This window comes from Thermonema lapsum (assembly GCF_011761635.1).
GTDB classification, from domain to species: domain Bacteria; phylum Bacteroidota; class Bacteroidia; order Cytophagales; family Thermonemataceae; genus Thermonema; species Thermonema lapsum.
Map to the genome: position 1 here is coordinate 430,326 of NZ_JAASRN010000002.1, position 26,932 is coordinate 457,257.

Annotated in this window: 28 protein-coding genes; 16 read left to right on the forward strand and 12 right to left on the reverse strand. The window is 44.6% G+C overall.

Annotated features, from left to right (window positions below; all coding sequences use genetic code 11):
• Positions 1–50: 50 nt before the first annotated feature.
• A complete protein-coding gene (locus tag FHS56_RS07150) occupies positions 51–752 on the forward strand; it encodes an SDR family NAD(P)-dependent oxidoreductase (RefSeq protein ID WP_243844179.1) in 702 nt (233 codons plus the stop codon).
• A 49-nt stretch (positions 753–801) separates the two neighbouring features.
• Positions 802–1,431: a flavin reductase family protein gene (locus FHS56_RS07155; RefSeq protein ID WP_166919207.1), complete on the forward strand. Its 630-nt coding sequence runs from the start codon at positions 802–804 to the stop codon at positions 1,429–1,431.
• A 235-nt stretch (positions 1,432–1,666) separates the two neighbouring features.
• Here the strand turns inward: FHS56_RS07155 and FHS56_RS07160 are convergent, their stop codons facing one another.
• The 5 genes from FHS56_RS07160 to FHS56_RS07180 form a co-directional block, all read right to left on the reverse strand.
• A complete protein-coding gene (locus FHS56_RS07160) occupies positions 1,667–3,115 on the reverse strand; it encodes an SDR family oxidoreductase (RefSeq protein ID WP_166919208.1) in 1,449 nt (482 codons plus the stop codon).
• Positions 3,116–3,181: 66 nt separating this feature from the next.
• Positions 3,182–3,832: a hypothetical protein gene (locus FHS56_RS07165; protein ID WP_166919209.1), complete on the reverse strand. Its 651-nt coding sequence runs from the start codon at positions 3,830–3,832 to the stop codon at positions 3,182–3,184.
• Positions 3,829–5,130, reverse strand: a complete 1,302-nt coding sequence (locus FHS56_RS07170) for a DASH family cryptochrome (protein WP_166919210.1) — start codon at positions 5,128–5,130, stop codon at positions 3,829–3,831. The genes FHS56_RS07165 and FHS56_RS07170 overlap by 4 nt, the downstream gene beginning before the upstream one ends.
• Positions 5,127–5,282 carry a DUF2256 domain-containing protein gene (locus tag FHS56_RS07175; RefSeq protein WP_166919211.1) on the reverse strand — a complete coding sequence of 52 codons (156 nt, stop codon included), beginning with the start codon at positions 5,280–5,282 and terminating at the stop codon, positions 5,127–5,129. Before FHS56_RS07175 ends, FHS56_RS07170 begins: the two co-directional genes overlap by 4 nt.
• A gap of 395 nt (positions 5,283–5,677) precedes the next feature.
• Entirely contained in the window at positions 5,678–6,046 is a 369-nt protein-coding gene (locus FHS56_RS07180) for a DMT family protein (protein WP_166919212.1), read from the reverse strand.
• 403 nt (positions 6,047–6,449) lie between these two features.
• Here FHS56_RS07180 and FHS56_RS07185 point away from each other — a divergent pair, with 403 nt between their 5' ends.
• From FHS56_RS07185 to FHS56_RS07195, 3 genes are all read left to right on the forward strand, one after another.
• Positions 6,450–7,694 carry a metallophosphoesterase gene (locus FHS56_RS07185; protein ID WP_166919213.1) on the forward strand — a complete coding sequence of 415 codons (1,245 nt, stop codon included), beginning with the start codon at positions 6,450–6,452 and terminating at the stop codon, positions 7,692–7,694.
• A gap of 66 nt (positions 7,695–7,760) precedes the next feature.
• The gene (locus tag FHS56_RS07190) at positions 7,761–8,075 is read left to right on the forward strand and encodes an ArsR/SmtB family transcription factor (RefSeq protein WP_166919214.1); all 315 of its coding nucleotides are present in this window, start codon (positions 7,761–7,763) and stop codon (positions 8,073–8,075) included.
• A gap of 27 nt (positions 8,076–8,102) precedes the next feature.
• Entirely contained in the window at positions 8,103–8,498 is a 396-nt protein-coding gene (locus FHS56_RS07195; protein WP_166919215.1) for a rhodanese-like domain-containing protein, read from the forward strand.
• Here the strand turns inward: FHS56_RS07195 and FHS56_RS07200 are convergent.
• Positions 8,495–9,817, reverse strand: a complete 1,323-nt coding sequence (locus FHS56_RS07200; protein ID WP_166919216.1) for a sensor histidine kinase — start codon at positions 9,815–9,817, stop codon at positions 8,495–8,497. The two genes, FHS56_RS07195 and FHS56_RS07200, sit on opposite strands and share 4 nt — an antisense overlap.
• Positions 9,807–11,189 carry a sigma-54-dependent transcriptional regulator gene (locus FHS56_RS07205; protein ID WP_166919217.1) on the reverse strand — a complete coding sequence of 461 codons (1,383 nt, stop codon included), beginning with the start codon at positions 11,187–11,189 and terminating at the stop codon, positions 9,807–9,809. The genes FHS56_RS07200 and FHS56_RS07205 overlap by 11 nt, the downstream gene beginning before the upstream one ends.
• Before the next feature lie 35 nt (positions 11,190–11,224).
• Between FHS56_RS07205 and FHS56_RS07210 the strand changes: the two genes are divergently transcribed.
• The 7 genes from FHS56_RS07210 (at position 11,225) to def (ending at position 16,778) form a co-directional block, all read left to right on the forward strand.
• Positions 11,225–11,968: an ABC transporter ATP-binding protein gene (locus tag FHS56_RS07210; protein ID WP_166919218.1), complete on the forward strand. Its 744-nt coding sequence runs from the start codon at positions 11,225–11,227 to the stop codon at positions 11,966–11,968.
• Positions 11,969–11,977: 9 nt separating this feature from the next.
• Positions 11,978–12,400 carry a hypothetical protein gene (locus FHS56_RS07215; RefSeq protein ID WP_166919219.1) on the forward strand — a complete coding sequence of 141 codons (423 nt, stop codon included), beginning with the start codon at positions 11,978–11,980 and terminating at the stop codon, positions 12,398–12,400.
• 152 nt (positions 12,401–12,552) lie between these two features.
• A complete protein-coding gene (locus tag FHS56_RS07220) occupies positions 12,553–13,239 on the forward strand; it encodes a response regulator transcription factor (protein ID WP_166919220.1) in 687 nt (228 codons plus the stop codon).
• Between the two features lie 55 nt (positions 13,240–13,294).
• Complete coding sequence (locus FHS56_RS07225) at positions 13,295–14,386, forward strand: sensor histidine kinase (protein WP_166919221.1); 1,092 nt, start codon at positions 13,295–13,297, stop codon at positions 14,384–14,386.
• 62 nt (positions 14,387–14,448) lie between these two features.
• On the forward strand, positions 14,449–15,732 hold the full coding sequence (locus FHS56_RS07230; protein ID WP_166919222.1) for a UDP-N-acetylmuramoyl-tripeptide--D-alanyl-D-alanine ligase: 1,284 nt from the start codon (positions 14,449–14,451) through the stop codon (positions 15,730–15,732).
• Positions 15,733–15,744: 12 nt separating this feature from the next.
• A complete protein-coding gene (gene ruvX, locus FHS56_RS07235) occupies positions 15,745–16,158 on the forward strand; it encodes a Holliday junction resolvase RuvX (protein WP_166919223.1) in 414 nt (137 codons plus the stop codon).
• A 41-nt stretch (positions 16,159–16,199) separates the two neighbouring features.
• Positions 16,200–16,778, forward strand: coding sequence for a peptide deformylase (gene def, locus FHS56_RS07240; RefSeq protein WP_166919224.1), 579 nt, complete (start codon positions 16,200–16,202; stop codon positions 16,776–16,778).
• A 92-nt stretch (positions 16,779–16,870) separates the two neighbouring features.
• Here the strand turns inward: def and FHS56_RS07245 are convergent, their stop codons facing one another.
• The 5 genes from FHS56_RS07245 to FHS56_RS07265 all read right to left on the reverse strand — a co-directional run bounded on the left by FHS56_RS07245 (position 16,871) and on the right by FHS56_RS07265 (position 21,386).
• The gene (locus FHS56_RS07245; protein WP_166919225.1) at positions 16,871–17,305 is read right to left on the reverse strand and encodes an STAS/SEC14 domain-containing protein; all 435 of its coding nucleotides are present in this window, start codon (positions 17,303–17,305) and stop codon (positions 16,871–16,873) included.
• A gap of 430 nt (positions 17,306–17,735) precedes the next feature.
• The gene (locus tag FHS56_RS07250) at positions 17,736–18,062 is read right to left on the reverse strand and encodes a HesB/IscA family protein (RefSeq protein ID WP_166919226.1); all 327 of its coding nucleotides are present in this window, start codon (positions 18,060–18,062) and stop codon (positions 17,736–17,738) included.
• Between the two features lie 65 nt (positions 18,063–18,127).
• Positions 18,128–18,691 (reverse strand): hypothetical protein, encoded by a 564-nt coding sequence (locus FHS56_RS07255; RefSeq protein WP_166919227.1) that lies wholly within the window; start codon positions 18,689–18,691, stop codon positions 18,128–18,130.
• A gap of 34 nt (positions 18,692–18,725) precedes the next feature.
• Positions 18,726–20,675: a GAF domain-containing protein gene (locus FHS56_RS07260; RefSeq protein WP_166919228.1), complete on the reverse strand. Its 1,950-nt coding sequence runs from the start codon at positions 20,673–20,675 to the stop codon at positions 18,726–18,728.
• Between the two features lie 183 nt (positions 20,676–20,858).
• Positions 20,859–21,386: a YfiR family protein gene (locus FHS56_RS07265; protein ID WP_243844180.1), complete on the reverse strand. Its 528-nt coding sequence runs from the start codon at positions 21,384–21,386 to the stop codon at positions 20,859–20,861.
• Positions 21,387–21,620: 234 nt separating this feature from the next.
• Here FHS56_RS07265 and prfA point away from each other — a divergent pair, with 234 nt between their 5' ends.
• The 4 genes from prfA (at position 21,621) to FHS56_RS07285 (ending at position 26,896) form a co-directional block, all read left to right on the forward strand.
• Positions 21,621–22,694: a peptide chain release factor 1 gene (gene prfA, locus FHS56_RS07270; RefSeq protein ID WP_166920178.1), complete on the forward strand. Its 1,074-nt coding sequence runs from the start codon at positions 21,621–21,623 to the stop codon at positions 22,692–22,694.
• A gap of 5 nt (positions 22,695–22,699) precedes the next feature.
• Entirely contained in the window at positions 22,700–24,058 is a 1,359-nt protein-coding gene (locus FHS56_RS07275) for a choice-of-anchor Q domain-containing protein (protein WP_166919229.1), read from the forward strand.
• An 80-nt stretch (positions 24,059–24,138) separates the two neighbouring features.
• Entirely contained in the window at positions 24,139–25,521 is a 1,383-nt protein-coding gene (locus tag FHS56_RS07280; protein WP_166919230.1) for a CsgG/HfaB family protein, read from the forward strand.
• On the forward strand, positions 25,496–26,896 hold the full coding sequence (locus FHS56_RS07285) for an LPP20 family lipoprotein (RefSeq protein ID WP_166919231.1): 1,401 nt from the start codon (positions 25,496–25,498) through the stop codon (positions 26,894–26,896). The genes FHS56_RS07280 and FHS56_RS07285 overlap by 26 nt, the downstream gene beginning before the upstream one ends.
• Positions 26,897–26,932: the final 36 nt, after the last annotated feature.

The window sequence follows — 26,932 nt, forward strand, 5'->3', positions numbered from 1 at the left end:
TTCTAAAAGACAACAAGGGAAAAACGATTATTTGATACAAAACCAAATCCATGATGAGCACATATTTAATTGTTGGCGGCACCTCTGGAATCGGATTGGAAACCACCAAACTTCTCAGTAAAAACCATCGTGTGATGGTGCTAAGCCGAACAAAGAAAAATCTTGACGGATTAAATAATGTCGAGTTCTTTTCTGCCGATGTTACAAAATCAGTAGAAGAACTTCCACCAATCAATGAACCCATCCACGGCATTGTTTATTGCCCCGGAACAATAAACTTAAAACCGCTAAGAAACTTAAAAACAGAAGATTTTCTACATGACTTTGAGGTGAATCTGCTCGGTGCAGTTAAGGTAATAAACAAGTATTACAACAACCTCAAAGGTGCAGGCAAAGCCAGCATAGTCTTGTTCAGCACGGTGGCAGTGCAAACAGGAATGCCATTTCACGCCTCCATTGCTTCGGCAAAGGGGGCTGTTGAAGGACTAACAAGAACGCTTGCCGCCGAGTTTGCACCAAACATTCGGGTGAATTGCCTTGCGCCCTCCATTACCAATACGCCACTTGCAGAAAAACTTTTAAACAACGAAACCAAAATGAAATCATCCGAAGAGCGTCATCCTCTAAAAAGAATCGGCGATGCAAAAGAAATGGCTCAGATAGTAACGCTGCTGCTTTCTGATGCTGCTTCGTTCATAACCGGACAAATTATCAAAGTGGATGGCGGAATTTCTTCTATAAAGTTAATTTAATCACTGCGCCTTAGAACATCTTTTGCTAACAGTTAAGTTTGAGAAACGAATGAAAATAACTAAAGAAAATATCCTGCAGTTTGAAAAACTATATCGCACCAATTTCATCAACTCACTTTCCGGTTTTAAAAGTGCCAATCTCATAGGAACAGCCTCAAAGGAGGGCAACACCAATCTTGCCATTTTCAGTTCTGCGATTCATGTTGGTGCCCATCCCCCTTTGATTGGATTATTGTTCCGCCCTGTATCGGTTCCCAGACATACTTACGAAAACATCAAAGAAACAGGATACTTTACTGTAAACCACATCAATAAAGACATTTACAAACAAGCACATCAAACCTCCGCAAGGTATGATAAAGAACTTTCTGAGTTTGAGGAATGCGGATTGACTCCGGAATTTTCGGATACAATTCAAGCACCTTATGTGAAAGAATCGAATATTAAAATTGGTTGCCGCTTTGTTGAAGAACATTGGATAAAAATCAACGATACCATTTTTCTAATCGGTGAGATTCTGGAAGTGATTCTACCTGACAATGTTGTGCTCGATGATGGATATGTTGATATAGAAAAAGCCGGAACAATCACCATCAGTGGATTAGACAGCTATCACGAAACGAAAAGAATTTCAAGATTGTCTTATGCTAAACCCGGTAAGGAATTAAATACTTTATAAGTAGAAATTTTTTTGAAGAAGCAATTTGCCTTCAAAGCAATTGAGCTGAAATTTAGTATCAAGCAAAGAGAGGTTTAGAAAAATTGTATTGAAAATATGCACAAAATAATTTGGCAAAAGTAAAGCAAAAAAGTTTTCATTGGTAATTGTTCATGACACTATTTTAAACCTGATGTAATCGATTTCTGCTACAAAATTCCCTTCCTGATTAAAAAAATTATGTGCAAAGAGATTTTTAATCTCTGTTGTGCTTAATAATATTTTCAGCCATACCCTCAAACACAAAAAAATGAAAAGGCAAAATCAAGTACCAGTATAAACGCCCTAGCAAGCCTTTCGGGCGGAATGTTGCGGTTTGTTGCAGAAAATGTTTTCCGTCCTTATTTGTAATCTTAAACTCGAGCCAGGCTTCCCCGGGCAATTTCATTTCGGCATAGAGCAGCAGTCTTTTATTTTCTTTGTCGGCAACAAGCACGCGCCAGAAGTCCAGTGCGTCCCCAGTGTAAATGTTGTTTTGGTTTGTTCTTCCTCTGCGCAAACCCACACCGCCCACCAGTTTATCCAAAAAGCCACGAAGGCGCCATAACCAATTTGCATAATACCAGCCGCGTTCACCACCAATAGACCAAATGTTTTCAAGAACTTTATCAACACTGCCCTTAATTTCTTTTACTCTTCTATCAATATAACATCCGTATGTTGGCACATTGATATGTTCTAAAAGCGAGTTATCCGTATAACTTGATACGAGTGAATCTTTCCAGCTCGAAATAACATTGTTTTGTTCTATTTTTTGAAACGCTAACTCAACCGCTTCTTTGTACGGAATTGGTTTTATGCCCAGCATTTTTTCAAGTCTGTTGTCTTTTGCCACCACAGGCACTTTCATACTCTCGACTAAATTAACCGCAAGCTTGTAAGATGTGGAGGTTACAAAATAGAGCCAATAAGAGGATAATCTGGGAGTCATAACAGGGACCGTAAAAATATACCTTTTTAGTCCGCGAACTTCTGCAAATTGTAAGAGCATTTCTTTATATGTCAAGATATCAGGACCCCCAATATCGAATGATTGATTATAAGTTTCTTCATTTAGCAAAACGCCAACTAAATATTCCAACACATTTCGTATTGCAATCGGCTGATGCTTTGTATTGACCCATTTGGGAGTTATCATTACAGGAAGTTTTTCAACCAAATCACGAATGATTTCAAAGGATGCACTGCCCGACCCCACGATAATTCCGGCTTTCAGAGATGTGAGTGGAATACCGCTCTTGCTTAAAATCTCTTCAACTTTTTTTCTGGAGGCAAGATGTTTAGAAAGTTTTTCTTCGTTTGTAATTCCGCCCAAATAAATAATCTGCTTCACAGCAGTTTGCTTCATAAGCTTTACAAAATTATTTGCAGAGATTTCTTCGAGCTTTTCAAAATCTTTTATTTTTGAACTCATGGAATGGATAAGGTAGTATGTAGCATCAATATCCTCTATGGACTTTGCGGAAGGTAACTCTTTTGTAAAATCCACTTCAAATAGAGAGATTCTATCACTTTTGTAAATCCCTTCGGTTGGGAATCGCTTCTTGTCTCTTACACAGCAAACCACCTCGTGCCCATGTTCTAACAACACAGGCAGCAAACGCTTGCCAATATATCCGGTTGCACCTGTTAAAAGTATTTTCATAGGATTATGATAAAGAAGCAATCAGAACAACTGGAAAAGGAACGATTTGGTTTAGATGAAATCTTTTTAACCTGTTTCATACAACCTCTTATCTTCTAATCTGCGGGGCAAAACGATGGTTCCTAAACCATCCTCGCCCCCGACTTCGCAACCTCTTCCATTTACAAATTCATAAACCGTAATGGCTGCAACCGAAGCATCCAGCATATCTTTGATTCCGCTAATAAAATGATTCAAGCACAATTCATACGTAAGGTTTTCTTTTTCAAGCATTTTGTATGAGGCGGACGGAAAGACTTCATATACATGCTTAAAATCTTCAAGTGCCGAGAAAATATTATAACCGAGCTTCATCCACTGCGGCGATTCTGCCAGTGTTTTCGTCCATTGCGGATTTGCTATGTTGTAAGCTTTGATGATTGCTTCGCATTCTCTGCCGAAGCTTTGTTTAGGTTTTTCAATCCAAGAATTCATTTTTCTATCAAAATATCTGTTCCGCCATTTTGTGATAGGCATTCGGGGTGCATCAATCCCAACCGCTATCTTATCAGGTCGATTGTTAGAAACTTGAAGCAGTAGTGTGCGTAATGTTTGTGGAATATTTTCTTTTACCCATCCGCTTGCAACATATTTTTTGTTTTGCTCAATAATGTAATAGCAACAACCTCGATTTATCTGGACATCGATTCCGGCAAAGTATTTCAATTTATGCTTCATGGTTTAGCTAATGAATCAAGCCAAAGTTTTCTGTAAGATGTGTCTTGGTCATACATTGCAGCCTGCTTGTTCACATTGAAGTACCTCGCTTCACGGGGGTCATTTCCAACGCCGGCTATATACATCCAGTTGCCCCAGTTGCTTGCCACATCATAGTCAATAAGTTGAGATTCAAACCAACTGGCGCCCCATCGCCAATCAATCTTCAAATCTTTACAAAGGTAACTCGCCACATTTTGTCTGCCACGATTAGACATAAATCCCGTTTTCATCAATTCGGTCATGTTAGCATCCACAAAGTCATTACCTGTTTTTCCAGTTCGCCATTTTTCAAACACTTCAAAATCATTGTTATAGCTGAGACTTTTGTTTTTAATTCCACCTTTCAGAAAAATTTTATTTCCATATTTCTTGGCAACAAATCGGAAATAATCACGCCACAGTAGTTCAAATACAAGCCAGTAGGTGGACTCATTGGCTTCAACTTCTTTTTCAAACTTTTTAATTTCTGAAAATACTCTTCTTGCCGAGAGTGAACCGTTGGCAAGCCAAGGAGAAAACTTCGAAGAATAATTTTCTCCTATCAACTGATTTCGTGTTTCTTTGTAATGAAGAATACTTTTATCTTGCCAAATAAACTTGTTTAATCTCTTCAGCCCTTCGCACTCGCCCCCAGTAAAATGCATTACGGCTCTTGAGTCAAACACAGCTTCGTTCAAACCAAAGTCTTGAAGAGAAAAAGAATGCTCATTTCTGAACTCATCCGGAAACGGCGGAAGCTTTTCTACTTCTTCGATAGGTTGAACTGTATCAAGTATTGGCTCAACTTTCTTTCTGAAGTGGGTAAAAATATCAGGCAGGTTACTAATGGAAAACGGAAGTTGTTCGGTTTTCAACAAAGTTTTGGATTCATGAAAATGAACAGGAATGCTAAGTCGTTTCTTCAATGCTTCTTCAACAAAAATCTCTTCGCTTGTGTCTTCTTTCTCTGCATAAATCTCATTTGCGTTAAACCTTTTAGCAACCTCAAAAAGCACTTCTTCGGTTTTACCAAAAGTTACAAGAAGGTCAGAACCAATCTTTTGAAGATTGGTTTTTAAATTGTTCACGGTCTCAATTAAAAACTTTGCCCTGATGCTGCCGGTTTTAGGAAAGCCAAGTGTATGCTTTGCAAACCATCGTTCGTCAAAGCAAAATATAGGCAGCAGAACCACCTCTTTCTGATTTTCAATTCGTTTTAAAATAATTTGGTCGTGCAGCCTTAAGTCATTTCTAAACCAATAAATTATTTTTTTCATAAAGTTTTTATTGAGCCTCGTTTACTTCGGCATTTATCGCTGCAATACTTAACTTCATCCCATACCTTTTTCCACTTCTTTCGCCAAGAAAAAGGGCGCCCACACACAACACAGATTTTTTGTGGAAGAAATTCTTTTTTATTTCTTAACATTTTTGCTATTGATGGATTCAAGGAAGAATTACAACAGAGCACTTGTGGTTAGTTAACTATTTGAAATAGGATTAGGTTATATGAAAGTCAAATCTTTTTCTTGGGCTTTTGTTGTTTTTTCTTCAAGCCACTGAATCAGGCAGGATGCTTTTAAAGCAGGGGGTGCAAAAATATTTATCCACTATAAGCATAAGCTGTTGATATTTTCGGAATTTAAAGCAGCTTTGCCATAGCTTTGCACTCCCTGTAATTTTACTGTTTTTTACTTTCTCACTACTCCTACACTGTGTGGCGGTCTTATGGGTTTTTGGCTACAAAACCTTGAAATCGCGACTTCGTTGGCAAGTCTATTTCATTTTGCCCATGTCGCAACACGTCCAATGTCTGTAATTCCACTACTTTTTGAAAGTAAAATAAACGGCTAAAACCAGAAAGATGAATGCTATTATATGGTTCGTTCTGAAGGTTTCTGTTTTGAAAACAATCAAAGTAAAAACGGTAAAAACCACCAAGGTGATTACTTCTTGAAGTACCTTTAGCTGAATCAAAGAGAAGGGTCCGCCATTGCCTTTAAATCCAATTCTGTTGGCAGGGACTTGAAAAATGTATTCAAAGAAGGCAATTCCCCAACTTATGAGGATTATTGAAATGAGTCCTAACTTATTGAACCATTTCATTTCGGAAAATTTTAAATGCCCATACCAAGCAAGGGTCATAAATGAATTGCTCAAAATCAGAAGCAAAATAGTTAAAACTGCTTTCATTTTACCTCAACTTTTTATTTTAAGACGATGATTTTTTTGACTTGCATACAAGGTTTTGGCAATATCTGAAGTCTCGACAAAAGTAGATATTTGGACGAAAGGTAGCAAAGCCCGATACCTGCTTGTTAAGCATAGTTTGAGTAGGATTAGTTTCGATTTCTTTACTGTTCTTTATTTTTCTTCGGATTTTTGTTTATCTCTTGATTTGAAAGCCAAACACTTCTGCTGAATTGACCACAAAGGAAGCAATAATAATCCGGCAATATTAGAAATCTTACTAAAAGACAAGCCTTACTAAAAGACAAGCATACCTAACTGACGTAGCTATCCGGCGATAAACTTATCCGCTTCCTTATGTGTTTTTATTTCGCTTTCTTCTTTCAACAAAAATTTAATAGTATCGATGCAACAAGGTAGAATTATTTTTCTTTTGGTACTCGCGGTTATTTTTTTGCTTTTAGATTGGTATGTATTTCAGGCAGTGCGTACTGTGTGGCACGACAGCCCTCCTGCTACACGCCAACGTATTTACGCACTTTATTGGTCTATCACTGTATTGAGCCTGATGAGTGTAGCCTCTTATGTCTTTTTAGGCAGCCAATGGGCTACATGGAAAACCCTCTCCATGGGGGGAACTTTTATTGTCTTTCTGTCGAAGCTACTGGTAGGCATTGCTTTAGTTATTGAAGACCTTAGTCGTTTGTTGCGCTGGGGCACGCAAGTGGTGGTCTCAGCTGGTGCCAACACCGAAGGCATCAGCCGCAGCGAGTTTTTAAGTCAAGCAGCTTTGGTCACGGCGGCGCTGCCGCTTACTGCCATGAGCTTTGGCATTCTGTCGGGCGCGCATGACTACCGCGTGCGCCGGCGGCAAATTTATCTTCCCAACCTGCCCAAGAAATTCGATGGCATCCGATTACTGCAAATTTCTGATATCCACAGCGGCAGTTTTTTCAATAAGCGGGCAGTGCGTGGCGGTATAGAGATGATTCTTCGCGAAAAGCCTGATATCATTTGCTTTACTGGCGACTTAGTCAACAACGAAACCAAAGAAGTCAACGATTACATTCAGTTGTTCGAAAAACTGAAAGCGCCTTTAGGGGTGTATTCTACGCTTGGCAACCATGACTACGGCGACTATCACCCATGGGCAAGTATGGAAGAAAAGCGCCGCAACTTCGAAGATATGTTGAAAGCGCACCGCCTGCTTGGTTGGCGCCTGTTGCTCGACGAGCACCTGCCCATTGAAGTAGAAGGCGAAGCCATTGCCCTGCTGGGCGTGCAAAACTGGGGCACAGGACGCTTCCCTAAATATGGCAAACTGCACAAAGCCTATCAAGGCACCGAAGACTATCCCGTGAAAATACTGCTTTCACACGACCCCAGCCATTGGGATGCACAAATACGCCCCGAATTTCCGGACATAGACTTGACACTTGCCGGTCATACACACGGCATGCAGTTTGGCATAGAAATTGGCGATTTCCGCTGGAGTCCTGCAAAATACCGTTACAAACAATGGGCAGACCTCTACCGTGAAGGACAGCAGTATTTGTACGTAAACCGTGGCTTCGGATATATAGGCTTCCCCGGACGAGTAGGCATACTGCCGGAAATCACGGTGCTGGAACTCCGTAGCACCAAGGCGTAAAAAAGCACTATTTTTGCATGAACATATTTTCATTTAACTTTGTTCTGTAAAAAAACAGAACACGCTATGACGACGGAAGAGTTAAATTTAGAGGCTTTGACAGCCGACAAAATCGAAAAAGTAGCTTTCATACTGAAAGCCATTGCGCACCCTATGCGGCTGGGTATTGTGAAGTTGCTGGCAGAACATGAAGAATTGTCGGTATCTGCCATTTGCGAGATGCTGGGCTCAGAGCAGTCGCTCACTTCGCATCACCTATCCAACATGAAACTGAAAGGTATATTGGATTGCAAGCGAGACGGAAAAAATATCCTTTACTCCCTGAAGATGAAAGAAGTGTTGGGTGTACTGAAATGTATGAGCAGCTGCGATGCCTTTTGAAAATAAAGCGTAAAAAAACAAATGACCATGAAACTGTGGAGCATAAAGTGGATAACCCTTGTTGCCTTATTACTGACAGCCTGTTCTGGCGCCTCCCAGTCGAAAGAAGGGCAAGACCTACCCCCTACCACCTTCGCTCAAAAACTAAAAGAGCAGCCGGGGGTTGTATTGGACGTGCGCACGCCCGAAGAATACACTGAGGGGCATTTGCCCAATGCCCAACTGCTTAACTTCTACGATGAACGATTCCGCCAGAAACTCGAGCAGCTGGATAAAAATCAAACGTACTACGTCTATTGCCGCAGCGGCGGACGCAGTAGCCGCGCTGTTGCCTTGATGCGCGAATTGGGTTTCAAGAAGGTATATAACCTAAAAGGAGGCATCATGGACTGGCAAGCGTCGCAATTACCAATTGAACGCTAAAAATCAATGCGAATGCAGGTGCCTTTCCCCCATTCGGATTGTACCTTCAAGCGCCAGCCATGTGCCCTTACAATTTGCCTTGAAAGGCTCAGTCCTATGCCTGAGCCTTTTTTCTTTGTAGAGAAAAAGGGCACCAACAAGCGTTGCATGGCTTCCGGTCGAATGCCCAGACCGTTGTCTTCTACCGCCAAATAACGCTCCGCCTCTATGGCTACCAATCGCACTTTGCGTTCTTTGCCTGCTTGTGTGTCTGCCAAAGCATGCAGTGCATTTTTGCACAAATTGATGAGCACTTGCATGAGCAAAGCTCTGTCTGCCCACAATTGCATACCGGCAGGCGCTACTACGATTTCAATGGAAGCTTGAATGGCATCGGCTTCTTGCTGTAACAGCTGCTTTACCTCTTCAAACAAAGCGCGTACTTCTATCCATTGGCGGTTGGGCTCCGGCATTTTGGCTAAATGCCGAAACTCTTGCACAAAACGAGTCAGCTCTTGGGCGCGACGCTCTACCAGTGCCAAGGCTTGTTGCACTTCCTCTTGCTCTTCGGCAGCCAAGGCTTCCCCTTGCATCAGTTCGCGCACCGAAGCGAGAATAGAGGCAATAGGGGTAACCGAGTTGCTTATCTCGTGAGTAAGTACTCTGGTCAGCTGCTGCCACGCCATCATTTCTTTGTCTTCCATGAGGTGCTGCAGGTTTTGTATGCTTGCCGCTATCAGCGACTCACCCAACACGGCAAAACGACTCACCTTAGAGGAAAAGCTAATGAGCGAATGGTCTATGGGCACCTCAAAGAGGTGCTCTTCGTGGTGTGCTGCCTGCAACACCCATTGTTTCCATGTTTCCCAAGCCGGCGGCAGTTGTTGCAGATGCCGTGCTGCCGGCGGCAAGCGCAACCAACGTACGGCTGCCGGATTGTGCCAATAGATGGTGCCATCCAAGCGCAGCACTATCACGCCCACTTCTATGTTGGCAAGCAGTGTTTCCAAAAAGAGGTTGTGTGCCTCTTGTTGTTCTTGTTGTTGCTGCAAGGCAACGACGCTTGCTTGCCAACGACGGTAGGCTTCGGCATAGTAGTCTTTAAAGGAAGCAGGCTGGCGGTGTTCGCCTGCTTCCCATGCATCGAAGAGCAACCACCACCTGCGCTCAATGCGCAACAAAACCTGCCATGCTGCCAACAAAAAAGCCCCTGCCAACAAAGCAAAGAAGATAGCGGTAAAAGGTCGCTGCTGCCCATAGCTCCACGTTGCGGCAGCTACAAAAGCACATCCCAGCAGCACATGGAAAAAAAATTGCCGATATGGTGATTTAAAGCCCATATTTTTCTATTCGTCTATACAAAGCAGCACGCGTAATGCCCAGCTCTTTGGCGGTCTGGCTTATGTTGCCTTGATGCTTTTTCAGTGCCTGCGCAATGGCTTGCTTTTCCAGTTCTTCCAAATTCAGAGGCAAATCCGTAGGTAGTTTGGCAGAAGGTGCCGCTTTTTGCAAAAAAGCAAAATCATCGTTGGTCAGCGTGTGCTTGTCTGCCATAATCACTGCCCGTTCTATGGCGTGCTCCAATTCCCGTATGTTGCCGGGCCAGCTGTAAGTTTTCAAGACTTTGAGCGCTTCGGCAGACAACTGCCGCACTTCTTTTCTGTACTTCTGCGCAAAACGGCGAAGGAAATGCTCGGCAAGTAGCGGAATGTCTTCGATGCGCTCGCGCAGGGGCGGCAAATAAATCTCTACTGTATTGATGCGGTAAAGCAGGTCTTGGCGAAAAGTGCCCTCCTTGACCATCTCGTGTAGCGGCATATTGGTGGCACAAATCAAACGCACATCGATGTCAATCCAGTCATTGCTGCCCAGCCGACGTATGCGTCTGTCTTGCAATACGGTCAACAACTTTGCCTGAAGTGCCAGCGACAGGTTGCCTATTTCATCTAAAAAGAGGGTGCCTCCATGAGCCAATTCTATCTGCCCTATTCTGTCTTGTTTGGCATCGGTGAAAGCTCCTTTTTTATGCCCGAACAGCTCACTTTCAAAGAGGGTTTCGCTCACTGCCCCCATGTCCACGCCAATAAAGGGTTTTGCCGAACGCCTCGATTGGCGGTGAATCATCTTAGCCACCAATTGCTTGCCTGTGCCGTTTTCGCCTAAAATCAAGACATTGGCATCGGTAGCTGCCACCTTGTCGATGAGCATGCGCACCTTCTGCATGGCAGCGCTATTGCCCAACATTTCCACCTCTGCTCGGTTGATGATGCCAGTCAGTTGTTCGTTTTTGCGTTCCAGTTGCTCTACCTTGCGATAAGAATCGCGCAGCTTCAAAGCAGCCTGCAGCGTGGCAATGAGCTTTTCATTTTCCCAAGGTTTGAGTACAAAGTCGGTAGCACCGGCTTTCAGGGCTTGCACAGCGGTATCCACATCGCCATAGGCTGTAATCATAATCACCACGGCTTGGGGGTCTATTTCCAATATTTTAGCCAGCCACTCAAAACCTTCCTTGCCGGAAGTAGTATCTTCGCGAAAGTTCATGTCCAGCAAGATAAGGTCAAATGCATGCTGCGACACCAAAAAAGGAATGCGGCGCGGGTCTTGCTCGGTGCTTACCTCCCAACCTTGTCTTTTGAGCAACATCTTCAGCGCCCACAAGACGTCCTCGTTGTCATCTACAATCAATATTTTCTTTTTTGCTGCCTGTGCCATATCTTGCATATTTGAGCGTAAGCCTCTTCTTGCGAATGTACAAATTTTATAAACTACTTGGCAGCTCTTCGTTTCAGCAACCGGCAAACGCCGGGCAGCTCTTCCCTATTCAACTGAGAGACGTGCACAAATATTACGATTCTGGCAGCGTGCAAACACCCGCCTTGCGCGGCATAAACCTGCAAATCTCGCAAGGGGATTTCCTCGCAATCATGGGACCTTCGGGCTGTGGCAAAACCACCTTGCTCAACTTATTGGGCATGATAGATGTGCCTACGTCGGGCAGTATTTACCTGAACGACCAAGCAGCGCCCCTTTCCGAGAAAGCACGCACCATCCTGCGCCGCAATCATATAGGCATGGTATTTCAACAGTTCAACTTGGTAGAAGAGCTGAATGTGTATGAAAATATTGTGTTGCCCCTGCGGTATAAAAAAAACAAAGACGGCTTACCTTCCGCCTTGCTCAAAGAGTGGATGCAACGCTTGCGCCTGTGGCACCGGCGCTATGCTTACCCCCACGAGCTCTCCGGCGGGCAACAACAAAAAGTAGCTTTGTTGCGTGCATTGGTGAGCCGCCCCGCTTTGTTGCTTGCCGATGAACCTACCGGCAATTTGGATAGTACCGAAAGCGCTCAGGTGATGCAGCTGATGCAGGAACTGCATCACAGCGGTGAGCTCACCATTGTCATGGTAACGCATGCCGAACAATGGGCGCACTACACTCGCCGCATCGTGTATATGCTCGACGGCAAAATTATTGGCGAAAAACAAACCTAAAAAAGAAGGATGCAAACGGCGTTTCAAAGCGAACACAGCTGTATAAAAATAGACACTGGCAAAGAGCTTATCGTAGTCGAATGGTGGGGATTTGCCCCCCCAGAAGAGCATCGGCAAGTGTGGCACGAAAGCATAGACTTAGTCAAAAAGCACAAACTCAAACGCTGGCTTATTGACTTGCAGGATGCTTCCTTGCAAACAGTAGAAGAAATCCGCTGGACCTACAACGAATGGTACCCACAAGCCATAGCACAGGTACCCTTCCCTTTCCGGGTAGCTATTCTGCCTTTTCGAAATGCCTTCGGCGAACTGACCCTGCAGGTACAGCTCAACAAGAAAGTACCAGAGCGGGGCTTGGTCTTACCACCCCTGCGCTATTTTCAAGATGAAGAAGAAGCCCTACAGTGGCTGTTTGAAGACATAGTGCTCTGAGTGCGTTGACTTTCTCGGGCTACCCAGCACGTCACCCAGTCAAATGATGTAAAGAAATCATTAACAAAGCTTTAATATTTTGTCAATCAAACACTTACTCTCTTCGGTTTTATTAAAAAACATTAATTTTACGACAAAAAAGCATACACACTATGAGTACTACCCCTTACAAGGTGTTGGTGGTTGACGATGAGCGTGATATTGTCGAGCTGTTAAGCTATAACTTGAAAAAAGAAGGCTATGAAGTGCAAACAGCCTTCGACGGACAGGAAGCCGTAGAGGTAGCCCGGCGGTTTCGTCCTGACCTTATCATTATGGATATTATGATGCCCAAAATGGACGGAGTGGAAGCCGGCAGGCGTATCAGAGAAGAAAATGAAGATGTTTACCTTCTTTACTTGACCGCCCGTAATGAAGAATATTCTGAAGTAGCCGCCTTCGATATTGGTGCTAATGACTACCAATCTAAGCCCATACGTATTCGAGCACTGATGACTCGCATTGCCAGCGCTCTAAAACGAGAAACCAAGCGTAGCCGTGAACCTCAAAGCAACCGTATAGAAGTAGGCGAGCTCATCATTGACCGCGACAAGTACTTAGTTACACTGAATGGAAAAGAAGTGGAGCTGCCCCGCAAGGAGTTTGAACTGCTTTTCTTCTTGGCACAACACCCCAAAAAAGTATTCACCCGCGAAGAGCTGCTGCAAAACATATGGGGCGACGATGTGTTTGTCCTTACCCGCACAGTAGATGTGCATGTGCGTAAAATACGCGAAAAGATTGGTGATAACTACATCAAGACGGTCAAAGGTGTAGGATACAAATTTTCAATCGATTAAAATAGCTGCTCACAGTAGAATAGAAGTAGTTTTGAACCGTTAAGATTGCTCTTTTATGCCTCGTTCACCCAAACAGTGGGCTGTATTCATTTCAGTGTGTGTAGCAGGGCTCACTACCCTTTTTGTGTCTCTCTTTCCAGAAAGCCATTTTTGGTTGCTCCTCACCTGTTTTGGCATTTCTTTTGCCGCAGGCGTCATTCTCAACACTTTGGCGCTGGAGCTGCTTATCTTCCGCGAAGTCAATCAACTCTACACTTCTCTGAATAAGATTAAGAAAAAAGACTTTAAGCTTGCCAAGCGTCAACTGGCTACTATTTCAGGACCGCTGCAGGACCTGCACAAAGAGATATATAGCTATGCTGCTAAAAAACAAAAAGAAATAGATGACTTGGTGAAGTTGGAGGCTTTTCGCCGCGAGTTCATCGCCGATATTTCCCATGAGTTAAAAACACCCATTTTTGCAGCACAAGGCTACATACAAACCCTTTTGGATGGCGCCATCGACGACGAAGAAGTGCGCTATGTATTTTTAGAACGTGCCAACAAAAGCCTCGAAGGACTCGAGCACTTGGTGCAAGACTTGCTCATGCTCTCACAAATGGAAATGGGCGTTATCAAAATGAACTTTCAACAGGTGGACCTGCATAGAATCTGTGAAGAGGTATTTGAACAGCTGCAGAACAAAGCCGCTGCCCGCTCCATCGAACTGCAACTAGAGAGCCCGAGGCAGTGTATCGCATGGGCAGACCCACAACGCATCCGCCAGGTATTTATAAACTTAGTGGAAAACGGAATTAAATATGGGAAAGAAGGCGGCTTCGTACGGGTGCGTCTGCTGTCGGCAGACTCCACAGACCGGTGTCAAGTAGTGATTGAAGACAATGGCGTGGGGATTCCCAAAAAGCACCTACACCGCATCTTCGACCGCTTCTATCGTGTAGAAAAAAGCCGTTCGAAAGAAAGTGGCGGCAGCGGTCTGGGGCTCGCCATCGTGAAGCAAATCATCTTGGCGCACCACAGCGAAATAGAAGTAAAAAGCAAAGTGGACGAGGGCACGCGTTTCAGCTTTTATCTCTTCACCAAACCGCAGGCTGTGCCCTCTGCCCCCACCGGGGCAAGTGCTCAAATCCCAACAACAGAAGCCTAAGTCTTAGAAAAGAAGTTTCGTATCTTTGCCCTCCGTTCTTATTCCGATACAAACAGAAAGTCATGTACACTACCATTCCGGAGCTTTTTCGTCTTTACAATGAAAGCCGCGGGGTTTGTACCGACACCCGCACCCTGCAATCAGGCGAGATTTTTTGGGCATTAAAAGGTGCGCGCTTCGATGGCAACCGCTTTGCCTTGCAGGCTATAGAAGCCGGCGCCGCCGCTGCAGTCGTCGATGACCCTTCGGTGGCAAAAGCCCATCCCCGCTGCTATCTGGTAGAAGATGGCTTGCAAGCATTGCAAGCATTGGCACATCACCGCAGAAAACAATTCAATATTCCACTTATTGCCATTACCGGCTCCAACGGCAAAACCACCACAAAAGAGCTCACCCACGCCGTGCTGTCTTGTGGCTACCGTGCCTTTGCTACACCGGGTAACCTCAACAACCACATAGGCGTTCCTTTGAGCCTTTTGCGCATGCCTGCAAATACCGAAATAGCTGTAATAGAGCTGGGAGCTAACCACGAAGGCGAAATAGCGGCTTTGTGTGAAATAGCAGCTCCTACCCATGGGCTTATTACCAACATAGGGATGGACCACCTCGAAGGCTTCGGCAGCCTCGAAGGGGTTGCCCGTGCCAACAGTGAATTGTATTATTATTTGCTCAAAAACGAAGGTACTGCCTTTGTCAACAGCCGCGATGAATGGCTCATGCGCATGGCAAGCCGGCTACCTAAACGGATAGAATATCCACAAGGCATAGAAGCCATAAAAGGCGAGTACTTTGTAGGCATCAAAACAAAAGAAGGACATACTTATTCAACCCACCTCTTTGGCGACTATAATTTCGACAACATAGCAGCAGCCCATTGCATCGGGCTTACTTTTGGGATTGAAGAAAGTCAAGCACTACAAGCCATTGCCCAATACATCCCCAAAAATCAGCGTTCGCAACTCATAGAACAAGGACAAGTGCGCATCGTATTGGATGCCTACAATGCCAACCCCTCTTCTATGGAGCAAGCCATACGTAGTTTTGCACGGCTGCCCCATCGCCCCAAGATGCTTATTGTTGGTGATATGCTTGAACTGGGCGGTTATAGTCGGCAAGCTCACGAAGACTTAGGGCAACTCATTGCTTCCTTCGACTTTGATAAAGTGGTACTCTATGGCAAGGAGGTGCAGGCAGCACTTGCCCACTTGCCTTTTGCCTACTATTTCCCCGACAAATTTTCACTTCACAATTGGTTGGCAGACCAACACTGGGCAGGTTATCATATACTCATCAAAGCTTCGCGCGGTATGCAGCTCGAAAGTACCCTTCCATTCATTCACGATTAACCCAAACGCACGATGGCTCGCATTCTTGCCTTTGACTACGGACTGAGTAGAACCGGCATAGCGGTAACCGACCCTTTGCAAATCATCGCGTCGCCTTTGGAAACGGTGCCCACCGACCAACTCTGGGAATACCTGCACCGTTACCTGCAAAAAGAAGAAGTAGAAGCCTTTGTAGTGGGCTACCCGCTCAAAGCCGACGGCTCCCCTACGCACTCTACCACCGCTGTAGATGCTTTTATTCAAGAACTGAAACAGCGTTATCCGCACATCGCCTTGCATACAGTAGATGAATACGGCAGTTCTAAAGACGCAGTACGGGCAATGATTGCCGGAGGCACCAAACAGAAATACCGCCGGCAAAAGGGCAATATAGACCGCACGGCTGCCACCCTCTTGCTTCAAGAGTTCTTGCAACATCGCCTATAAGCAATTTTGTTCGTATCTTTGTTGTCGAAACAAAAAGACTTATGATTTATCCTATTGTAGCTTACGGCGACCCGGTGCTGCGTAAAAAAGCAGAAGATATACCACAAGGCTCCGACCTCAAACAGCTGGTCGAAGACATGTTCGAAACCATGTATCAGGCGCATGGAGTAGGGTTGGCTGCCCCGCAAATAGGTAAAGCCATTCGCCTGTTTGTGGTGGATACCCTCCACCTGAAAGAAGAGGAAGAAGAAAATGCCTCACAAGAGCAATACATCAAAAAAGCATTTATAAATCCCACCGTGCTTGAAACTTCAGGCGAAGAGTGGGTAATGGAAGAAGGATGCCTAAGCATTCCTGAGGTGCGCGAGAATGTGAGCCGCAAAGAGCGCGTCAAGATTCGCTATTTCGATGAAGAATGGCAACTGCATGAAGAAGAATATGATGGTTTTACTGCGCGTGTCATTTTGCACGAATATGACCACATCGAAGGCAAGCTGTTCATCGACTACCTTTCGCCTTTGAAGAAACGTCTGCTAAAACGGAAGCTGCAAAAAATAATAAAAGGAGAGCTTAGCCCCTCCTACCCCATGAAGTTTGCAACAAAGGAAGTTGCCTTATAGGCATTTATCCTAAAAAAACAAACATGCAGGTTCTTCAAACAGAAAACTTGCCGCATGTTTGTTTTAAAATAATGGCTGCTTTCCTCTTCTGACTATTGATTCAAAGCCATTGTGCGCAACCAGCTGCGCGCTTCTTCTATTTCTTTGAAGATGCGCACATTCTCCTTCATTTCTGGGCGCTTGCGCATTAGCATACGGTATAGATTATCCAGAGAGATACGAGGCAGCAGCTCTTCCGGTGCCACAAATGCCACATAACGAAGGCGTAGGCGTTGAGCATCATTGAGCCACCTTTCCACAATCCAGCGGTTGGCAGAGTCCCAGGAGTTGGTTACTGCCCGGTGGTCTGAAAGGAGCTTATCGCTTTTAACTTCCTTTAATATTTTTAGTGCTTTTTGCATGGCTTCCTGCACCTCAGCAAAAGCAATGTGCCCCTTCCATTGCATCTCCAGCCAATTCTCAGGGGCAGACACGTAAAACATGTTCACGTGCTCGGTATGGTAATAAGCGCTTGACAGGTCAATCATAAGAAATTAAGCTTTTAAATGAGAATGAAGAAGCAACAGGCTTGCAAATATAAAATTCCAAATTAAACCGATTTGTTTTTGACTTGGTAATGTCTTCTTGTATAATTTACCAAATCATCAGCGCATAAACAATTAAAGCATTGAAAAGTAATGCCCTATTTTACTTTTCCTGAATCAAAACATGCTGCTCTCTGCGATATTTCTCGCTAAGCACGAGGTAAAAGAGTAGAAAAATCGCCCTCTTTATGGTGTTTTTTTCTTTTCGTCTCGTAAGCGCTGTACCTGCGTTTTAGACATAGCTTTAAACTGGCAAATAGGTCGAAGCATTATTCTTTTATAAGGCGTGGACAAAGGGCTTCGTAAAAGAAACACGAGCCACCTTGCAAATAGATGACTCGTGTTTCTTCTGGATTATCTTTTATGTAATGCTCTATACTGCAAAACTTTCGCCACAACCACAAGTGCGGGAGGCATTGGGATTGAGGAACTGAAAACCTTTACCATTCAAGCCGTCGGAATAGTCCAGCGTGGTACCCAACAGATACAGCAAGCTGCGCTTATCGACCAGTATTTTGATTCCCTTATCTTCAAACACTTCGTCGTTGGGCTGTATCTGATTGTCAAAAGAAAGGTCATACATCAAACCTGAACATCCGCCCCCTTTGACAGCTACCCGCAGGTGATAATGCTCGTCTTTCCCTTCTTCGGTACGCAGCTGTATAAGTTTTTGCTTGGCTTTTTCTGTAATTGTAACCATAGTGAGTTTGTATTTAATGGACTTCTATTTTTAACTTTCTTGCTCGTGGAATAGTTTCCAAAGCCTCAATTGAATCGCTTGACTATTTCTTTTTGCGGAAAGATAAGCAACCACAAAGCAACAGGCGCGTTGCTTTCAGCATCCTCATAAAAAACTACGGGTGCAGTGTACCAATATTCCTTACGTTCTTTGATAAATTGCACATTGGTTTGCAAATCATGTCCCTGCTCCATGTCATAGAGATAAGCCAACCACAACTGTTTTTCTTGCTCTGTTGAGGCAGTTTCATGTTTGCTTTGTAAATCTTTCAGCGTAAGAAACTCATAGCGAAAACCGTGCACAGCGGCAAGGCTATCGATATATGGACGTATTTGCTCTTCGCAATCTGCTAAAGGGTGTTGATGCATGCATGCCTCTAAGCGGCGGTTCAGTGCCACCACTACGCTGGCGCTGTGCTCATCTACCCAAGCCACAAACTGCGCCGGCGTGATGCGCTTCACTTTGCGCAACTTTATTTCTTCTTGAATTGCTTCTACATCATAGCCCGCTTCTTTGATGGTTTTTACTTCGCAAGACCAACCAAAAGTGGATAGCCAAGCTATCCATCCCCATGCAAAAAGACGTTTCATGTCCCTTTTTCTTTTTAGATACCAAGTAAAATTGTCAGTTCACATGCAACATGCGTACTTCATTGATATCATCAAGCACCAGCATGTATTCCGTGCTTTCTCCATTTTGAATGGTACCTGCCAAAATTTTCACCCACAGTTCATCGCCCGATTTGGTGCGGATGGTTACAATGCCCCGCCAGCTTTGCCCGCGCGAAAGCTGCATACGCATCTCTTCGTACTTGGCTTCGGAAGCAAACAACTCACTCAAAGTCATTTTTTTCAATTCTTCGGGGGTATAATAAAGCACCTGTGATGCTAAGTTGTTAGATTGGGTAATTTGAAAACGCTTATTTACATGCAATACAACGGCATTAGAATAAATCACCAATTCTTTGCTTTCTGCCAGCAACTGGCGCTGTGCCAACTCTTCCTGAGTAGCCTGCATCTCTTCAATGTATTGGCGCGTTTGCTCTTCTTGGGCTGCCATACGCTCTGCCAGCATCTTACTTTCTTCAAGTAGGCGCTGGGTTTTCTCGTTGTTTTTAAGCATTGCCAAAGTAGCAGCAATGCTCTCGGCTACTTTTTCCACAAACTCACGCTGGTAGTCTTCAAATCTATCGAATGAAGCCAATTCAATAACACCATACACGACATCGGCGGCTTTCAAAGGTACTATCAAAATGCTGTTAGGGTTGGCTTTGCCAAGACCAGAGGTAATCATCACATAATCATCGGGCACGTTTTCAAGGTATAACATCTCGCCCTCTTGCCATACTTGTCCAGTGAGTCCTTCGCCTTTGTATATTTTCTTTTCAAGGAAACGTTTTTTATCCCATGCATAACAAGCCACCAGCTCCAAATAAGGTTCTTGTTCCCCCTCCTCATCTTCACGCACGATAAAAAATCCGCCTTGGTTAGCTTTCAAATAAGTAACCAACTCCGAAATCACCACATCAGCCATGCGCTCGACGTCATCACTACTTTCCCGCAAGATTCTACTAAACTCAGCCAATCCGCGGTTTGCCCAGTTTTGGCGCGTCTCCAGCGCGGTCATCTTCACAAGGTTGTCGCGCATGTTTATCAATGCGTTACCCAATACGTCATTTTCACTAAGCGGCTTAAAGGGCACGTTATACTCTTTGCGACCGATGCTTTCGGCAAAGGCAGCTACCGAGCGCAAGCCGCTCACCAAGCCATACACCGAACGAGCTATCTCACCCACTTCATCGTTACGGTTGCGAATGGTATCTATTTCGTTTTCTTCGGGCAGTTCACCACGACTCAGGCGCGCAATGACCGTATTGATTTTTTCAATAGGCAATACGATATCGTTGGTTACCAGCCATGCCAATACCAGACCTGTGAAGGTAATAAACAAGACTAAAAGAATAGTCTGCAATTTCAAATTTTGAAATGAATCAACCACATCATCATGATACACGTCCTTTTCTTGCTTCTTGGCTTGCTCGATACGGTCCAAGTCGTTCAATATGAGCGAGGTGGCAGGCAATAATTTGTCTTCTACCAGTTGGTTCATATTAGATATTTTCAGGAAGTCGTTCCGGTCATCCACGGTACGGAAGGTGCTCAATGCCACTTTTTGGTCTGCTATAAGGACTTCTATCTTTTGAAAAGCCTCTTCCATTTGCTCTACTTGTGAGCTGTCTTTCCAAAAACCCGTAAGGGTAGTAATGCGCTCCTTCAAGGAAGGATACTCTTGTTCGTGCAGGTTTTGAAGCGCTTGTTTATCATCTTCGAGGGTAGGTGCCTGCGGTGGCGAATAGATGAAAGAGAAGGTAAGTCGCTGCGAGTTGACCACCAAAAGCTTTAAGTCTTTAATAGCATCCAAAGAAGGGTCAATCACCCGGTTCCATTCGCCTATTTTTGTTGCACTGTTTTGCACGGTAACAATACCGTACACACCATAAACGGCGAAAATAAATACTTCCAAAATAAAGCCTAAAAGTATTTTTCCGCGTATAGTTAGCCCTTTTCGTTTCATATATTTTGCTTGTTGATACGACTATTTTGCTTAAAAATACGCTTTTTTGATAAAAAAGAAAAGAAGTACAAGCTTAATGGGCTATTCCCTCAAGCGAGCGCCAGAATACTCTTTTGCGAGCACAAAAAAACCACCCCACAGACAAGCCTGGAGGTGGCATCTTTGTATTGCTTTTTATCACCCTTAGCGTACTCTAATGGCTACACGCAGCAACTCACTCGACACTTTCAAACCGGCTCGTTCAGTAGCTTCTTCATTGATTTCGAAAGTCCAACGACCATTACGTACTACGAAGTTTATCATGCTGCCCTGTAGGGCTAAGCCATTTTTTTCAGTTATTATCAACGTAGGTTTGCCGTCTACCGCTTCCTGCACATATTTCAAATACCCGCTTTTTGAATAAGGGATAAAAAACATATGCACTTTTTCATTGCGCAAATCGTTGGGTGAGTCGAATTGCTTCACTACGATAGGCTGCACTCCACGTACTTTCTTTTTCTCTGTCCAATATATCAATTGATTGGTCAGGGGCGATGCTCCCAACACACCTATCACAAAGTCGCCTTGCTGATAGTCAGAGGGCCAAACAATATACTTAGTAAAGTTGTAAATAAAAATGTTGTGGAACTTGTAATCTCCGCCTTGCGCCTGGGCATATTGGGCGAAAAATACCATTACAACCGATAAACACAACAGTCGAATTGTCTTCATAAGTATTTACGTTTGCTTTTTCTTCTATAAGCAATTGACTGACAAAGATAAGGCAATTTACGTGAATCTAAATATCAATCAATCAAGTTTTTGTATGTTTTAAAAAGATTTTTTCAATTTTTTGCTTTTGCAGCTCAAAGGTAAAACCTCTTGCCGATTTTCAACTATCAATTTAGTTAAATTTTAGTTAATTTTGCAAAAGTTGTTTTTCAAAGACATCCAACACCTATGGACCTGATAGCTAAATTAGAGGCGATAGTAGAGCGTTTTGAGGAAGTAAACCGTCAAATGAGCGACCCCAATGTCATTAGTAACATGGACAATTACGCCAAGCTCAGCAAGGAATACAAAGAGCTGGAAAAGATTGTAACCGTCTATAAGAGATATAAATCCATCTTATCGAACATTCAAAATGCCAAAGACATTTTAGCCAACGAAAAAGACGAAGAGTTTAGAGAAATGGCTAAAATAGAACTTGACGAGCTGTTGCCTGCCAAAGAGCAAATAGAAGAAGAGCTGAAACTTCTACTTATTCCCAAAGACCCCAATGACAACAAAAACGCCATCCTCGAAATACGGGCGGCTGTGGGCGGCGACGAAGCTGCCCTCTTTGCCGGAGACTTGTTCCGCATGTATCAACGCTTTGCAGAAAAACAAGGTTGGAAAATAGAAGTACTCGATTACACCGAAGGCACTTCGGGCGGCTATAAAGAAATTGTAGCCTCTATAACGGGCAATGAAGCCTATGGTACCCTGAAATATGAATCGGGGGTGCATCGCGTGCAACGAGTGCCGGCAACCGAAACCCAAGGACGGGTACATACCTCGGCAGCGAGTGTAGCCGTGCTTCCCGAAATGGAAGAAGTAGAAGTAGAAATCAACCCGAATGATTTGCGCATCGACACCTTCTGCTCTTCGGGTCCCGGGGGGCAATCGGTAAACACCACCTATTCGGCAGTGCGCATCACCCACTTGCCCACCGGCTTGGTGGTAAGCTGCCAAGACGAAAAGTCACAGATAAAAAACAAAGAAAAAGCGATGAAGGTACTGCGCGCCCGCCTCTATGAGCTTGAACTTGAAAAATACCAAAAAGAAGTGGGTGAGCAACGCCGCTCTATGGTGAAAACAGGCGAGCGCTCCGAAAAAATACGCACCTACAACTTTCCGCAGAGCCGTGTAACCGACCACCGCATTGGCTTGACGCTCTACAACCTGCCGGCAGTCATGGACGGCGAGCTGGAAGAAATCATTGACGCACTGCGTATTGCCGATAATGCCGAAAAACTCAAAGAGGGTAGTGTGCAATAAAAGCGATGAAGCAAAGGAGCTGGCATGTACAGTATCGAATAGTGATTCTTCTGGCTTGGCTGTTAGCATGCCAAAGTACAGAAGAGCCTGTATCCTCTGACAGCCAGCTCAAACTGTCGTTTTCGAGCGATGCCATCATATTAGATACGGTTTTCACCGACCTCACCACGCCCACCTATCGCTTCAGCGTTTACAATAAAAACAGTAAAAACTTACGTATCCAGCGCATCACGTTGCAGGGTGGCAACTCATCGCCCTACAAGGTGATTGTCAACGGAAAAGCCGGCAACCAATGGAAAGATGTTTTCTTGCGTGCCGGCGACAGCCTGCGCATCTTGGTGTCTGCCAAGCTGCCCGGCAACAGCCAAAGCCAAGAGCCAACACTTTTTTACGATGAGCTGCTTTTCGAAACCAACGGCAACCAACAGAAAGTGCCGCTCATCAGCTGGGGGCAAAGCGTAAACCATATCAGTGGTACTATCGGCTGCGACGCCGTATGGGATGCCGCCCGCCCCTATATTCTCTACGACTCGGTGAGCGTAGCCCCTACTTGCAGTCTCACCATCGAAGCAGGCGCACGCGTCTATGCCTACAATCGCGCTGCCCTACATGTTTTTGGCACTTTGCTGGTCAACGGAACCCCCACCAATCCCGTAGTAATGGGTGGCTTCCGTCAAGAGCCCCTCTACGAAAAAGCTGTAGGCACATGGCGCGGGCTCTTGCTCTACCCAAACACAAGCCGTCATGTACTCAATTACTGCACCCTGCGCAATACAGAAATAGGTATCTTGTGCAGTGATACTCAAGTAGACCTCAACGGCTGCCAGATATATCACGCTTCGGTGGCAGGCTGCGTTGCATTCAATAGCACAATGCGCCTCTACAACAGCATCATTAGTAACTGCATTGAACGCCTCTTTCAAGCCAACGACGGCGGCAACTATGAACTCATACACTGCACTTTCGCCAATTATGAATATGATTTCTTCCGCAACAATGAGCCGGGTACTGTTTTCTTACAAAGCGACGGAGCGCCTGCTATGAACATCCGCCTGTTCAACTCGGTTTTTTGGGGTAATTTAGCCGATGAAATTTACTTCGTAGGACCGAACTTCACCCTTCAGGCGGCTCATAACGTATTCAAGACAGCTATTTACTCTGCCGAAGTGCTCAACCCGTCTGGCAATCAAAATCAGGTGAACCCCAGCGGTGCCCTCTTCCAAAACGAGCGTCTTTTGGACTTTCGTCCGGCAGAGAACTCGCCGCTCATCAACCGAGGATTGCCCACCTCTTTGACAATCGATATCAAAGGCAATCCCCGCGACAGCCAACCCGATATCGGCGCTTTTGAGTACCACCCCTAAGAGGTTTTCATTTTACCCGACCAATGGTCTGCTTTGGCACATTTTTTCTTAAATTAAAGGCAAAGAGAATCGATGGTATTATGAAAAACTGCTCACCTTTTTATTTTTTAGTAGCCTTGTGCCTGCTGTTATCTGGGTGCAGTGGAGCCAAAAGGTATTTAAAACAAGGCATTGCCTTCGAGCAATCCCACATGTATCTCGAAGCTGCCAATAGCTACATGGAAGCCATACGGCGCAACCCCAGAAAAACAGACGCCCAAATAGGCTTGAAAAGGGCAGGCGAACATGTGCTGGAAGACTACCTCCGTGAAGTATTTAAAGCACATACCAACGGGCAACATCGCGAAGTGGTTTATGCTTTTCTGAAAGCCGAAGACTTCCGACAGAAAGTAGCCCAACACCATGTAGAGTTAAGTATTCCCGCCCCCCATCGTGAGTATTTTGAAGAATCCAAAGCCATCTACCTTGAACAGCGCTACAAGGAAGGCACTCAAAAGCTGCTCGCAGAGCAGTTTGCCGAAGCCGATGCCATCTTCGATGAAATTCTACGCATGGACCCCACTTATAAAGACGTCAAAACGCTGAAACAAAGCAGCACCTATGAGCCCATTTATCGAGAAGGCAACCGCTTGATGAACGAAGAAAAATACAAGCAAGCCTTCTATAAGTTTGATGAAATTTACCGTCAACTGCCCGACTACAAAGACGTGCGTCAATTGCGCGAGTACTGTCGTCAAAAAGCCATGCTTACGGTCAGTGTGTTGCCGGTCATTCCCGGCGACCACCAAAACCTACCTTATGCCGAAAGCCTGCGCGGGCGCCTCATCCATCTATTGGTCAACAGCAAACACCCTCTAATTGAAGTTGTGGACCGCGACAATATCAACAAGTTTTTAAGCGAACAACAACTGAGCATGAGTGGGATGGTCAATGAAAATACAGCAGCCGAAGCCGGCAAGTTATTGGGTGCCAAAGCAGTATTGTCAGCCCGCATCATCAGTGTATCGGTCAACCAAACGCCCCTGCAATCGATGAACAAAATAGCTTATGAAAGCTATAAGGTAAAAGTAACAGATACAACAAGCAATGAAACAAAGTATGAGATACGCTACCGCAAAACCAACTACACTGAATACCAGCAATCCAAAACTGTGGAAGTAAGCGTACAGTATTATTTAGTTTCTTCGGAAACAGGCAAAATCATATTTTCCGATATTGCTCGCTATGCTCAAAACGACAACATACACTATGCCACCTATCGTGGTGATTATAAAAACTTGTATCCCGGTAGCGAAACCAGTGTCAATACCTCTACTGCCGCCCGCAGCGAATTGCAAAAACTTTTCACTGCCAAGCAGCAGCTCAACTCCACCCAAGCAATGATAGACCCGCTTTGGGAGCGTATTGCCAACGAATGTGTAAAAAAAGTAATTCGATATGTTGAAACTCAGTATGAAGACTAACAACTGCCTATATTTGCTGTGCATGGTTGCTTTACTATGCGGCACCTTTGCTTGTCAGAAAAAGAGTGCTGCCGTCGGCATGCAAGAAAAAGACAATCGTCCCGAATGGGTGAAGTCGCGTCCCATCTCTTCGGTTTACTACATAGGCATTGGAAGTGCTTCTATGCGCCAGCCCGACTACCAAGAAACCGCCAAAAAAAATGCCTTGCAAGATTTGATTTCAGAAATAAAAGTAACCGTATCCAGCACGTCCTTTCTGTATCAATTGGATAAGAACGGCAGTTTTCGCGAAGAATACGAGTCAAACATCAAAACAATAGCTACTGCCGAAATCGAAAATTTCGAAATCGTAGATACCTACGACGACGGCGAGCGCTATTGGGTGTATTACCGCCTGTCGAAAGCCGAATATACACGCCAGCAGGAACAGAAAAAAAAGAATGCACACCAAACAGCTCTTGCCTTCTACCAAAAAGCCAAAGAAGCAGAACAAAACCACCAATGGATAGAAGCCATGGAAGGCTATTTTCAAGCCTTGTTTGCCATAAAAAATTATTGGGGCGAAAACCTTGAAATAAACATAAACGGCGAGTCTCGCTCATTGATGGTAGAAGCTTATTACGGCGTTCAAAACATCTTGAATAAAATCAACCTTTTCATAAGCCCGCAGGAAGTGCGCCTCAAGCGCCGCAATAGTCAGCCTCAATTGCTGAAATTGCGAGCCACCGTAGCTAACCAACAAGCGTTGGCTTATTTGCCTCTACACAGCTATTTCCAAGACGGCGAGGGGATATTGAGTTGCCCCCCTACTGCTGACGCAAACGGCACTGCCAGTCTGGAGCTCAAAAGAGCCCTCAGCGCTACAACGACGCTCCATCTCATCGTAGAACCCAACCTCATGCAGATTGCCAAGGTCAAAGAAAGCGATAAGCTGGAGCGCTTTCTCATCGAGCGCTTTTCAACCCCAAAAGCTACTGTAACCATCCACATTGAAAAACCCGTGGTGTATGTCGAAAGTCAAGAGTTCAACTTGGACAAACCGCTCGAAAACAAAATCATAGAACAATACGTCAAGAGCGAGCTCAGTAAAAAAGGCGTGGAGTTTAGCAGCACCGCCCAAAATGCCGATGTGGTGCTTTCTATCAAAGCCAACACCGAAGCGCTCTCACGCAATGGAGCAATTCACATCAGCAAACTCAGCATACAGGCAGTAGCTATTGACCCTATCACCCGCCGCGAGATACTGACCACTACTTTAGACAATATCAAGGGTTTTCAGACCGACTATGAAAAAGCAGGTTTAGACGCCTACAAAAAGGCACAGCAAGAAGTAAGCCTACAATTGGTCAGAAAACTAACCGAAGCCCTCTTGTAAAAAAGCAACAGACAGGGTCTTTTGCCCATAAAAATA

What these genes read in the sequence shown, in the direction of transcription:
- FHS56_RS07150 (WP_243844179.1), top strand. Translation starts at nt 51, where the DNA reads ATGATGAGCACATATTTAATTGTTGGCGGCACCTCTGGAATCGGATTG.
- FHS56_RS07155 (WP_166919207.1), top strand. Translation starts at nt 802, where the DNA reads ATGAAAATAACTAAAGAAAATATCCTGCAGTTTGAAAAACTATATCGC.
- FHS56_RS07160 (WP_166919208.1), bottom strand. Translation starts at nt 3,115, where the DNA reads ATGAAAATACTTTTAACAGGTGCAACCGGATATATTGGCAAGCGTTTG.
- FHS56_RS07165 (WP_166919209.1), bottom strand. Translation starts at nt 3,832, where the DNA reads ATGAAGCATAAATTGAAATACTTTGCCGGAATCGATGTCCAGATAAAT.
- FHS56_RS07170 (WP_166919210.1), bottom strand. Translation starts at nt 5,130, where the DNA reads ATGAAAAAAATAATTTATTGGTTTAGAAATGACTTAAGGCTGCACGAC.
- FHS56_RS07175 (WP_166919211.1), bottom strand. Translation starts at nt 5,282, where the DNA reads ATGTTAAGAAATAAAAAAGAATTTCTTCCACAAAAAATCTGTGTTGTG.
- FHS56_RS07180 (WP_166919212.1), bottom strand. Translation starts at nt 6,046, where the DNA reads ATGAAAGCAGTTTTAACTATTTTGCTTCTGATTTTGAGCAATTCATTT.
- FHS56_RS07185 (WP_166919213.1), top strand. Translation starts at nt 6,450, where the DNA reads ATGCAACAAGGTAGAATTATTTTTCTTTTGGTACTCGCGGTTATTTTT.
- FHS56_RS07190 (WP_166919214.1), top strand. Translation starts at nt 7,761, where the DNA reads ATGACGACGGAAGAGTTAAATTTAGAGGCTTTGACAGCCGACAAAATC.
- FHS56_RS07195 (WP_166919215.1), top strand. Translation starts at nt 8,103, where the DNA reads ATGAAACTGTGGAGCATAAAGTGGATAACCCTTGTTGCCTTATTACTG.
- FHS56_RS07200 (WP_166919216.1), bottom strand. Translation starts at nt 9,817, where the DNA reads ATGGGCTTTAAATCACCATATCGGCAATTTTTTTTCCATGTGCTGCTG.
- FHS56_RS07205 (WP_166919217.1), bottom strand. Translation starts at nt 11,189, where the DNA reads ATGGCACAGGCAGCAAAAAAGAAAATATTGATTGTAGATGACAACGAG.
- FHS56_RS07210 (WP_166919218.1), top strand. Translation starts at nt 11,225, where the DNA reads ATGTACAAATTTTATAAACTACTTGGCAGCTCTTCGTTTCAGCAACCG.
- FHS56_RS07215 (WP_166919219.1), top strand. Translation starts at nt 11,978, where the DNA reads ATGCAAACGGCGTTTCAAAGCGAACACAGCTGTATAAAAATAGACACT.
- FHS56_RS07220 (WP_166919220.1), top strand. Translation starts at nt 12,553, where the DNA reads ATGAGTACTACCCCTTACAAGGTGTTGGTGGTTGACGATGAGCGTGAT.
- FHS56_RS07225 (WP_166919221.1), top strand. Translation starts at nt 13,295, where the DNA reads ATGCCTCGTTCACCCAAACAGTGGGCTGTATTCATTTCAGTGTGTGTA.
- FHS56_RS07230 (WP_166919222.1), top strand. Translation starts at nt 14,449, where the DNA reads ATGTACACTACCATTCCGGAGCTTTTTCGTCTTTACAATGAAAGCCGC.
- ruvX (WP_166919223.1), top strand. Translation starts at nt 15,745, where the DNA reads ATGGCTCGCATTCTTGCCTTTGACTACGGACTGAGTAGAACCGGCATA.
- def (WP_166919224.1), top strand. Translation starts at nt 16,200, where the DNA reads ATGATTTATCCTATTGTAGCTTACGGCGACCCGGTGCTGCGTAAAAAA.
- FHS56_RS07245 (WP_166919225.1), bottom strand. Translation starts at nt 17,305, where the DNA reads ATGATTGACCTGTCAAGCGCTTATTACCATACCGAGCACGTGAACATG.
- FHS56_RS07250 (WP_166919226.1), bottom strand. Translation starts at nt 18,062, where the DNA reads ATGGTTACAATTACAGAAAAAGCCAAGCAAAAACTTATACAGCTGCGT.
- FHS56_RS07255 (WP_166919227.1), bottom strand. Translation starts at nt 18,691, where the DNA reads ATGAAACGTCTTTTTGCATGGGGATGGATAGCTTGGCTATCCACTTTT.
- FHS56_RS07260 (WP_166919228.1), bottom strand. Translation starts at nt 20,675, where the DNA reads ATGAAACGAAAAGGGCTAACTATACGCGGAAAAATACTTTTAGGCTTT.
- FHS56_RS07265 (WP_243844180.1), bottom strand. Translation starts at nt 21,386, where the DNA reads ATGAAGACAATTCGACTGTTGTGTTTATCGGTTGTAATGGTATTTTTC.
- FHS56_RS07275 (WP_166919229.1), top strand. Translation starts at nt 22,700, where the DNA reads ATGAAGCAAAGGAGCTGGCATGTACAGTATCGAATAGTGATTCTTCTG.
- FHS56_RS07280 (WP_166919230.1), top strand. Translation starts at nt 24,139, where the DNA reads ATGAAAAACTGCTCACCTTTTTATTTTTTAGTAGCCTTGTGCCTGCTG.
- FHS56_RS07285 (WP_166919231.1), top strand. Translation starts at nt 25,496, where the DNA reads ATGTTGAAACTCAGTATGAAGACTAACAACTGCCTATATTTGCTGTGC.